The organism is uncultured Thiothrix sp., assembly GCF_937873765.1.
GTDB lineage: Bacteria > Pseudomonadota > Gammaproteobacteria > Thiotrichales > Thiotrichaceae > Thiolinea.
Genome location: NZ_CALMZC010000006.1, coordinates 46,441 through 56,849, shown reverse-complemented (window position 1 = coordinate 56,849; position 10,409 = coordinate 46,441). Strand labels below are relative to the sequence as shown.

Annotated in this window: 9 protein-coding genes; 3 read left to right on the top strand and 6 right to left on the bottom strand. The window is 45.1% G+C overall.

What is annotated here, in order from left to right:
• Nucleotides 1–118: 118 nt before the first annotated feature.
• Nucleotides 119–1,582 (top strand): nucleobase:cation symporter-2 family protein, encoded by a 1,464-nt coding sequence (locus Q0307_RS01360; RefSeq protein ID WP_298655345.1) that lies wholly within the window; start codon nucleotides 119–121, stop codon nucleotides 1,580–1,582.
• A 183-nt stretch (nucleotides 1,583–1,765) separates the two neighbouring features.
• On the opposite strand, the gene Q0307_RS01355 is transcribed toward Q0307_RS01360, so the two are convergent.
• Genes Q0307_RS01355 through Q0307_RS01330 form a run of 6 tightly spaced genes read right to left on the bottom strand, consistent with a single transcriptional unit; the run spans nucleotide 1,766 to nucleotide 7,460 of the window.
• Complete coding sequence (locus Q0307_RS01355) at nucleotides 1,766–2,863, bottom strand: BMP family ABC transporter substrate-binding protein (protein WP_298655342.1); 1,098 nt, start codon at nucleotides 2,861–2,863, stop codon at nucleotides 1,766–1,768.
• A 31-nt stretch (nucleotides 2,864–2,894) separates the two neighbouring features.
• Complete coding sequence (locus Q0307_RS01350; protein WP_298655340.1) at nucleotides 2,895–3,824, bottom strand: ABC transporter permease; 930 nt, start codon at nucleotides 3,822–3,824, stop codon at nucleotides 2,895–2,897.
• 2 nt (nucleotides 3,825–3,826) lie between these two features.
• Nucleotides 3,827–4,906, bottom strand: coding sequence for an ABC transporter permease (locus Q0307_RS01345; protein ID WP_298655338.1), 1,080 nt, complete (start codon nucleotides 4,904–4,906; stop codon nucleotides 3,827–3,829).
• On the bottom strand, nucleotides 4,906–6,444 hold the full coding sequence (locus Q0307_RS01340; RefSeq protein WP_298655335.1) for an ABC transporter ATP-binding protein: 1,539 nt from the start codon (nucleotides 6,442–6,444) through the stop codon (nucleotides 4,906–4,908). Before Q0307_RS01340 ends, Q0307_RS01345 begins: the two co-directional genes overlap by 1 nt.
• Entirely contained in the window at nucleotides 6,441–6,854 is a 414-nt protein-coding gene (locus tag Q0307_RS01335; RefSeq protein ID WP_298655348.1) for an XdhC family protein, read from the bottom strand. Before Q0307_RS01335 ends, Q0307_RS01340 begins: the two co-directional genes overlap by 4 nt.
• A 3-nt stretch (nucleotides 6,855–6,857) precedes the next feature.
• On the bottom strand, nucleotides 6,858–7,460 hold the full coding sequence (locus Q0307_RS01330; protein ID WP_298655332.1) for an XdhC family protein: 603 nt from the start codon (nucleotides 7,458–7,460) through the stop codon (nucleotides 6,858–6,860).
• 258 nt (nucleotides 7,461–7,718) lie between these two features.
• Here Q0307_RS01330 and Q0307_RS01325 point away from each other — a divergent pair, with 258 nt between their 5' ends.
• A complete protein-coding gene (locus Q0307_RS01325) occupies nucleotides 7,719–8,858 on the top strand; it encodes a GTPase (RefSeq protein WP_298655329.1) in 1,140 nt (379 codons plus the stop codon).
• A complete protein-coding gene (locus Q0307_RS01320) occupies nucleotides 8,830–10,392 on the top strand; it encodes a dynamin family protein (protein WP_298655326.1) in 1,563 nt (520 codons plus the stop codon). The genes Q0307_RS01325 and Q0307_RS01320 overlap by 29 nt, the downstream gene beginning before the upstream one ends.
• Nucleotides 10,393–10,409: the final 17 nt, after the last annotated feature.

Below are 10,409 nucleotides of genomic sequence, written 5' to 3'. Positions count from 1 at the left end.
CGCTTAAGTTACTACCGCTTTAGTGGCTCTTCAACTCCTCTGGTGCATGACCAGTTTTTGAAAATAGGCACGGTGCTTGCATTACCACTTTGACTTGCTCACGACAGAAGGTGTCATTATGTCTGAATTAACTCATCCCGTGGACGAAATTCTTCCCTTTAACCGGCTAGCAACCTTGGGCTTGCAACATGTATTAGTCATGTATGCTGGTGCAATTGCCGTGCCGTTGATTATTGGCAAGGCACTACAACTTACTCCGGAGCAAATTGCTCTGCTCATTTCTGCTGATTTATTTGTGTGTGGTTTAGTGACCTTGATTCAGTCCTTTGGCGTCACGCAATGGTTAGGCATTCGTTTACCCGTGATGATGGGTGTGACCTTTGCATCTGTTGCACCTATGTTGGCCATCGCTAAGGCCACACCCGGTATTGAGGGTGCTCAGCACATTTTTGGCGCGGTGATTGGTGCAGGGATTATTTCTATCTTACTTGCCCCTTTAGTCAGTCGCATGCTGCGCTTTTTCCCACCTGTTGTAACAGGTACGATTATTACCCTGATTGGCATTAGCTTGATGCGGATTGGGATTAACTGGATTTTCGGTAATCCCGTGGGGCCTACTGCTCCATTAGTGATCAATCCTGAACACACTGCTTGGCTAGAAACAACCAAAGCGCTCAGTACAGCCCCTACAGGTTTAGCGCTTGCCCCCTCCGTTCCTAACCCTCTATATGCACCGGTCTTAAATATCGGGATTGCAGCCTTGGTGCTAATCAGCATCTTGTTAATCACTAAATTCGCGAAAGGTTTCTTTGCAAATATCGCTGTGCTTTTAGGGATTATTATCGGTGGAGTTTTAACCGCAGCCCTTGGCCTAATGCATTTTGATAAAGTGAGCAATGCCCCATGGTTTGCTTTAGTCACTCCTTTCCAATTTGGCATGCCCATTTTTGATCCTATCCTGATTCTCACCATGACACTAGTTATGATCGTAGTGATGATTGAATCAACGGGTATGTTTCTTGCCTTAGGGGAAATGACTGAGAAAAAAATTGATCAAGCTGCACTCTCGCGGGGGTTAAGAACCGATGGGGTAGGTAGTTTATTAGGCGGGATTTTTAATACATTTCCTTATACCAGTTTCTCGCAAAATGTCGGTTTAGTCGCTGTTACGGGCATTCGTAGCCGTTATGTGTGCGTTGCTGGTGGCCTCATTCTTATTGCGCTGGGCTTAGTACCCAAAATGGCAGCTTTAGTAGAGTCTTTACCGACTATAGTATTAGGTGGTGCCGGTTTAGTGATGTTTGGGATGGTCGCAGCCACAGGGATTCGCATTCTCTCTACTGTAGATTTCAAAACCAATCGCTATAATGCCTTAGTAGTCGCGATCTCAATTGGGATTGGTATGATTCCGCTAGTAGCACCCAATTTTAAGCAATGGCTGCCACACAACATTCACCCCTTAATTGAATCAGGGATTCTGCTGACTTCATTTAGTGCAGTACTCTTAAATCTATTCTTTAATGGCGCACAAAGCGATAACAGTGCAAGTATTCAAGCGAGTCATCAGGTAGAGGCTGTGTGACATTTTATTAAGGAAGAACTTGAACCAAGGATGGTTCTCCTTTGGCTAAGCGTGGCTAAGCACTTACCGAACACCTATGTACTGACACCGACAAGATCACTGAATAATCCCAAACTGGATTAAGCAAAAATATAATTTTGTACATTCTGAGCGGAATTATCCGCCCAGAACATTTGCGCTGACTTATTTAGGTAATTTACCTTGTACACCTTGCACGTAGTAATCCATTTTGGATAAGTCTTCGTCAGTGATATTGCTACCCGCAGCGACACGTTCTTTACCATCTTGATCAAGCACTGGGCCTGCAAATGGATGCAATTTGCCAGCGATCATATCGGCTTTAGCTTGTTCGACTTTATCTGCCACTTCTTTAGGAACTGCCGCATTCAACGCGGATAAACCAATCATGCCTTCTTTGACACCACCCCAAATCGCTGTCGGCTTCCAAGTCTTATCTAAAGCTTGTTGCACTTGATCAATATAAAACTGTTCCCAATGATGAGTTACGGCGGTTAATTGATACTTAGGGCCATATTTAGACATATCCGAATTATAGCCGATGGAGTATTTACCCTTTTCTTCTGCTGCTGAAACAACTGCGGTTGAATCCGTATGATGGGTAATAATATCTGCACCTTGGTCAATTAAAGCCACCGTTGCTTCACGCTCACGGCCGGGGTCAAACCAAGCATTAATCCAAACGACTTTTACTTCTGCTTTTGGATTGACACTTTGTGCGCCCCGAATATAAGCATTAATGCCCATTACGACTTCAGGAATGGGAAAGGCAGCTACATAACCTAAGGTATTCGACTTAGTCATTGAACCTGCCACAATACCGGACAAATAGCGGCCTTCGTAAAAGCGCGCATTATAGTTGCCCATATTGGCTTCCGTTTTATAGCCAGTCGCATGCTCAAAATAGGTATCTGGAAAAGCTTTAGCCACTTTCACCATCGGATTCATAAAGCCAAAGGAAGTGCCAAAAATCAGCTTATTGCCGCTTGACGCAAGATCACGAATCACCCGCTCCGCTTCAGCTCCTTCCGGCACACTTTCGATATATTTGACTTGAATCTTGTCGCCAAACTTTTCTTCAATGGCTTTGCGGCCTAGATCATGCTGATAAGTCCAGCCCGCATCACCAATGGGGCTAACATGCACAAAGCCAATTTTTAAAGGATCATCCGCAGACACACTACCTGCCACCACCATACTGCTAGCCAACAGTAAACTACTCATCAACGTTTTAAAACGTAATGCTAAGGAATATTTAGTCATCTATTTTAAGCTCCCAAAGTCTCACAAAGTCTTAGTGAAGTTCATTATGCCAAGGCTGACCCAAGGACGCGGGTGCATTTAAGCGAATGACCCCAGCATCACGTGAGATCAGCACTAACACAATAATCGTCGCCAAATATGGCAACATGGATAAAAACTGCGAAGGAATTTCTACACCCAATCCTTGCACATGGAATTGGGCAATCGTGACACCCCCAAATAATAAAGCCCCAATCAATACCCGTCCGGGTCGCCAAGTCGCAAACACTACTAACGCCAAGGCGATCCAGCCGCGTCCAGCCGTCATCCCCTCCGCCCATAACGGGGTATAAGCAATCGACAAATACGCGCCACCGATGCCCGCCATCGCACCACCAAACAAAACGGCTAAATAACGAATCCGAATGACTCGATAACCCAAAGCATGCGCGGATGAAGGTGACTCCCCCACCGCACGCAAAATCAAACCTGAGCGGCTTTTATATAAAAACCACCAAATCCCGACAAAAGCGATAATGGCTAAATAAACCAATATATTATAAGAAAACAGCAATTTTCCCACGACTGGCAAACTACTCAAAACTGGAATACTAATTTCTTTTAAACCATCTAAAGCCACACTGGTGTAACCCTGCCCAATGAAGGCACTTAAACCAATACCAAAAATAGTTAAAGCCAAACCTGTCGCCACTTGATTAGCCATCAAGCTCAAAGTAATAAAGCCAAAAATCGCAGCCATCCCTGCACCGGCTACAGCTCCCACTAGAATCGCCAACCACAACTGTCCGGTTTCTGCAGCCGCCATAAAGGCAAATATAGCCCCCACCACCATCATGCCTTCGACACCCAGATTTAACACGCCGGATTTTTCTACGACTAATTCACCCAAGGCAGCGAAAATTAAAGGCACTGCGGCAGCTACGGTTGCTGCTAGGATTAACACCAAGGTATTCATATCCATGATTAAGCAGCTCCTACTGAAGCTTTTGATACCCAGCGTAATTTGAATTGAATTAAGACATCGGTGGCTAACAAGAAAAATAAAAGCATGCCTTGAAAAACACCACTCACTGCTGCGGGCAAAGCCAATTGCATTTGTGCAGACTCACCACCTAAATACAATAAAGCCATTAGTAAACTGGCGAGCACAATCCCTACTGGATGTAAGCGTCCCACAAAAGCAACAATAATCGCCGCAAAGCCATAACCGGGTGAAATTGGAATTAATAACTGCCCAATAGGCCCTGCGACTTCAGATGTACCGGCTAAGCCAGCCGCCGCACCACCTGCAAGTAAACCTAACCAGACCATTTTTTTCTGCTTAAAACCTGCATATAGCGCCGCTTTCGGTGCTAAACCTGCCACACGCATTTGAAACGCGGTTAAGCTCCAACGAAAGAAAATCCCAGCAGCGATTAGGGCTAAAACGGTAATAAAAAGCCCTGCATGAACCCGTGTACCCTCCATCATAATCGGCAGAATAGCTGAGCTTTCAAATAACTTAGATTGTGGAAAACCATAGCCGTCCGGATCACGCCATGGGCCATGAATTAACCAACTCAAAATTAGATTCGCTACATACACCAGCATTAAACTGACTAGAATTTCACTGGTATTAAAGCGCGTGCGTAAAAAAGCAGGAATACTTGCCCAGAACATACCGCCTAAAGCTCCCGCAATAAACATCAGGGGTAATAAAATCCAAGCATTAGTCGTTTCATGCAGCCATAAGGCCACACCACCTGCCGCAATTGCACCCATGATCAATTGACCTTCCGCACCAATATTCCAAATATTCGCACGGAAACCAACCGCTAAACCCAAAGCAATTAAAGCTAAAGGTGAAGACTTAATAAGAAGCTCGCCAAAACCGTACCAATCGTTGATGGGTTCAACAAAGAAGGCATGAAAGGCTTTTAGTGGAGGTTGACCTAAAATTGTAAAAACAATCATCCCCACCACCAGCATTAAAGCCATCGCCAATAGCGGTGAAAGATAAATCATTAAACGCGAAGGTGCAGGACGTAGTTCTAAGCGCAGCATTAGGCAACCCTCTGTTCAGTAACATGACTAGTGCGGGTACCACCCATTAATAAACCAATTTCTTCAACACTAGTCTGAGCTACTGGTTTAGCTGGTGACAATTGTCCACCCTCAATCACTGCAATCTGGTCACAAATTTCGAATAGCTCATCTAGCTCTTCAGAAATTACCAAGACTGCAACACCCGCCTGACTTAAATCCAATAGAGTCTGACGGATAAAGCTAGCAGCGCCCACATCTACCCCCCAAGTTGGCTGAGCAATAATGAGAACTTGAGGATTAAGCATCAATTCGCGCCCAACAATATACTTCTGCACATTGCCACCGGATAAGCTTTTGGCAGCAGCTTGTGGGCCACCGGCCTTCACATTAAAGCGTTCAATACAGGCCTTGGAAAATTCACGTATTTTAGCGTATTGAATCCAACCCTTTGGGGCCAAACCATTCGCATAGCCGGTCAGTAAAGCATTCAACTCTAAAGGCATTTCTGGCACTGCACCGCGCCCTAAACGCTCCTCAGGCACAAAACGTAAGCCTAAGCTACGCCGTTCTGCAGCATCTAGTTGACCGGCTTCCTGTCCTTTTATTAAAACCTCTTCACGTCGCCCCGGCTGCTCACCACTTAAAGCATACAAAAGTTCTTGCTGACCATTGCCGGAAACACCTGCAATACCCACAATTTCTCCCGCATGTACGCTTAATTGAACATGTTTTAAGGAAGTACCAAAAGGATCCGTAGTCGCACGGCTGAGATCATTGATAACCAAGCTTGGCTCACCCAAAGCCCGCGTACTCGCTCGCCGATAAGCTGGTAGTTCTTTGCCAATCATTAATTCTGCCAAGCTCTTGGAGCTTTCTAGTTGCGGATTGGCCATACCAGTCACCTTACCCCCACGTAATACCGTAGCAGTATGACAGAGCTCACGAATCTCATCTAATTTGTGACTGATATAGAGAATACTGCAGCCTTCAGCAGCTAAGCGCCGCAAGGTTTCAAATAATTTACGGACGGCCTGTGGAGTAAGTACTGAAGTCGGTTCATCCATAATCAGCAATTGTGGCTCTTGCAATAGACAACGCACAATTTCCACACGCTGCCGCTCACCCACCGACAATAAATGCACTAAACGATCCGGCTCTAGCGGTAAACCATAACGATTCGATACTTCAACAATGCGTGCAGAAAGTGCTTGCATATCCTGTTTTTGATCCAGTGCTAAAGCGATATTTTGGGCAACCGTTAAAGTATCAAACAGTGAAAAATGTTGGAATACCATCCCAATGCCTAAAGCACGTGCCTGAGCAGGGCTGCGGATTTTCACGGCTTGTCCATTCCAAAAAACACTGCCTGTATCGGGTTTCACTACTCCATATACAATCTTCATTAAGGTGCTTTTGCCTGCACCATTTTCACCCAAGAGTGCATGAATCTCACTAGGCTGCACGACTAAATCAATATCTTGATTTGCCACCACTGACGGATAACGCTTAGTAATGCCACGCAGCTCTAAGCGCGGTGGAGCAGCAATAAGACTCATGTATGTTCTCCTGAAGCAGCTGTGCTCTCTTCACGCAACTGCAATAACTGTGCCGCTACACTAATTGCAATCGCTGCGGGCTGTTTGGCTTGAATACCACTGATACCAATCGGACAGACTAATTTAGCAACTTGCTCAGAGCTTATACCTTGATCCAGCAAACGCTTACGAAAACGCACTGCTTTGGTGGCTGAACCAATCAAACCCACATAAGCTAAATCCGAGCGCACTAATAATTCAGCACAAAGCTCTAAATCAAGACTGTGCTCATGGGTCATAACTAAGCAAAAACTATTGGGCGGTACTTGGTCAACAGCGAACACAGCAGGATCTATGACTGAATAACTGAGGCTAGCTTGTCCCTCTAGTAAATTAGGGAATAATTCAGCCCGATTATCTACCCAGTGAATATGTCAATCTAACGGCAATAAGATCTGTACTAGCGCTTGAGCCACATGCCCTGCGCCGAAAATAACTAGGTGGGCTGAGGATGGTACGAAACTTTCAATTAACAAGAACTCTCCCACGACTGGCTCCAGCAATTGAATGCCATGCTTAGAGGAGGCCTCAACTAGATCTCTGCCTCGCCCTGTATGCGGCCATAATTGCGGATAGGAGCGCAAGGTGGTACTTAGCCCCTGTTGCCAACGTTCTAGTAAAGTCTCAAACCATACTACATTAGCTAGTGGAAAATACTCGTAATGCACACTGGCTACCCCACCGCAACACTGATCCAACTGAGATCCAAGAACGAAAATTTCCAGACTACTAATCGCTTCTGGCTGTGCCAAAAGACTACGAGCACGTTTGCTAGCTTGCCATTCTAAACGGCCACCACCAATCGTTCCGCAACAACCTCGTGCAGTCATTAACATACGCGCACCCGCTTCACGTGGCACAGAGCCTTGTGCTTTCACCAAAGTAACTAGCACACAAGGCTGTTGATCATAGATAGCCGCTTGCAGACCGCGCAGCCAATCAGGTAGACCAATGATAGAACGTATAACGGTTGGCATCGTATCGAGTGCACTTATACAGCGGAAGGGTTGCCTGCAGATTATTACAGCTAAGCCTTGTATTCAATGGATTTCTCAGTTGCATACAAACTCAACAACTGGTCTATGAACTTGCTTAGTGAAAACTCCAGTATAGATAGGCTAAACACTGCTGCAGTGGCAAATCAGGCATTAAATAGCTACTGGCTTCATCCAGACAACTTGCTTTACCCAGATTATCCCCTACATTAGACCCTATACAAACGATAAGGCTAGGGCATGAATTGGTCTGAACGCATCGCGGCTTGGGCGAATCCGAGCAAAAATCTAGAGCTGGAACATGTATTTGCTCAGCAAGCACAAGCTTTACCAATTTTGTGGTTACTAGGCAAAACCGGTGCTGGTAAATCCTCCTTGATTCAAACACTCACTGGCGATAGTAAGATAGATATTGGCAATGGCTTTCAGCCCTGCACTAAAACTGCCAATGTTTATGATTATCCACAAGATAAGCCTCTATTACGTTTTTTAGATACTCGTGGTTTGTCAGAAGCCGATTATGATGCACGTGAAGATATAGCGGCTTGCGAAGACCGCAGCCATGCGCTCTTGATTGTGATGAAGGCCGATGATCCTGAGCAAAATGATGTCATTAAAGCTTTAAAACACATTCGTGCTTCTAACAAAATTAAAAATTATTTGCTGGTGCATACGGGTATTCTACAAATTCCCGACTTGATTCAACGTCAACAAGCAATTACCTATAATCAAGCTCAAGTTGAAAAAATCTTAGACCGGCAAATTGATCAAGTCGCAGTTGATTTCATTGCGGATAACCCTGCTCAATCAGGGGTTTCTGAGTTAAAACAAGCTTTAGCGGATTTACTGCCGATTTTGGCGCAATTCAATGATGAACAATTACAGGCAACTCAAGAGGAGAAAAATTTCGCGCATTTGAAAAAGGAAGTACTGTGGTATGCCGGAGCAGCGGCTGCAAGTGACGTACTGCCAGCAGTGGGTTTAGTTGCGGTTCCCAGTATTCAAGGCAAAATGCTACATAGCCTCGCGAATCAATATGGAGTGGAATGGGATAAAAAACTATTAGGCGAATTAGCTGCTGCCTTAGGGGCAAGTTTTGGAATTAAATATGCAGCGCGCTTAGGTTTACGCCAATTGGCCAAATTGATTCCAGTGTATGGGCAAACGCTTGGAGCGGCAACCGCCGCTAGTATAAGTTTCGCTACCACTTATGCTTTAGGGCGTGCAGCAAGTAAATATCTCTACCAGCACACTCAAGGCGAAACGGTTGATCAAGTCGAATTACAGAGATTATATGAAGATGCCATGAGCGCGCTATTGCCTAAATTAAACAAGGATAAAGACGAGCAAGATGCGGCAAACTCAGACCAGTCTCAGTAGTTTCCTGCGCTTGTCTGAGCGCATTGCACCCTTTTTAGCCCTCTTGGTTGGCATTCCAATTCTAGTAGTTTTCGGTTTTGGGCTAGTGTCGATTTATCGCGAAGGCTATTTGCTGGCATTGGTAATCTTAATTACTGTCCTCACTTTTTTAGCCGCCGTACCACTATTTTTCCTGCGCCGCCAAGTCAAAAAAGGCATTGATACCAAGGACTTAAGTGGTGAAACTTGGGTCAAAGCCTCACAAAACTGGACGCCGTTTGATCTGCAAGTCTGGGCTATTTTAAATAAAAGCCTTGAAGATAAGCTCGCAGACAATGCCGATTGGTCTATGCTACGGCCTTATAGTTTAGAACTAGCCTCAATAGCTGCCGCACAGTATCACCCTACTCGCTCACGGCGTGAATTAGCTTTTACGATTCCCGAAGCCTTGCGTATGACTGAGGAAGTGAGTCGGCGGTATCGGGTTTTGATCATGCAGCATGTGCCCTTGGTGGAAAAGCTGAATCTGTCGATGATGCGCATGGTTTACGACCATCGGGATAAACAGGAAACACTTCAAAATGTCTGGAATATTTATCGTTTCATTCGCGCCTTCACACCAGCCGGTTTAATTGCCGAAGCACGTGGGCAACTCTTAGATCATGTTTTCACTGGCCTAAAAGATGAAGTCCAAGCCAAGCTTAAACAAGCGCTGCTACAAGAAGTGGCGAGTGTCGTAATTGATTTATACAGTGGCCGCTTCAAGGTTAGCAATGAAGAATTAAGCGCGAGTGAGACTTTAAAAGCTGATCAAGAACGCTTAGCCGTACCACTTGAGCCACTGCGTGTATGCTTAATTGGACAAGTAAGCGCTGGCAAATCTTCAATTATCAATGCCTTAATTGGCTCAATGGCCGCGGAAGTGAATCAATTACCCTCCACACGCACCGCGACAGTCTATCAAGCCAAATTGGACAATGAGGTAGATGCCATGCATTTGGTGGATCTGCCCGGTTTGGATGGGCAACCTGAAAATGATAAATATTTGCTTGAGCAAATGATGCAAAGCGATGTGGTGCTTTGGGTACTGAAAGCCAATCAGCCCGCTCGCGCTTTAGATACGAAATTTAAAGAGCAATGGCAAGCTTGGCTAGATGCGCCCAAACAACGTGCACGTCGCCAACCGATTTTGCTCGGTGTGCTCAATCAAGTGGATCGCCTCGCTCCACAGAACGAATGGCAACCACCTTATGATTTAACTAATCCAAATAGCCCTAAAGCCAAAAATATTTGGGATGCTTTGGACTACAACCAAAAACTTCTTAAGTTCCAGTCGATCATTCCGCTATCAGTCAGTGAAGATAAGCCCCCTTATAATTTGGATGAACTAGAAAAACTCTTAGACCAGTATTACGAGCAAGGCATGCAAGTGCAGCTCAATCGCCGACGCATTGAAGCGAGTGATAATTTTTCGGTGCAGGAACAGTTTAAGCGAGCTTATCGGTTGGGGAAGTCGTTGTTTAGCTCAACATTAAATAAAAATAATCTCCCATAAATTTTTAATATTTACTT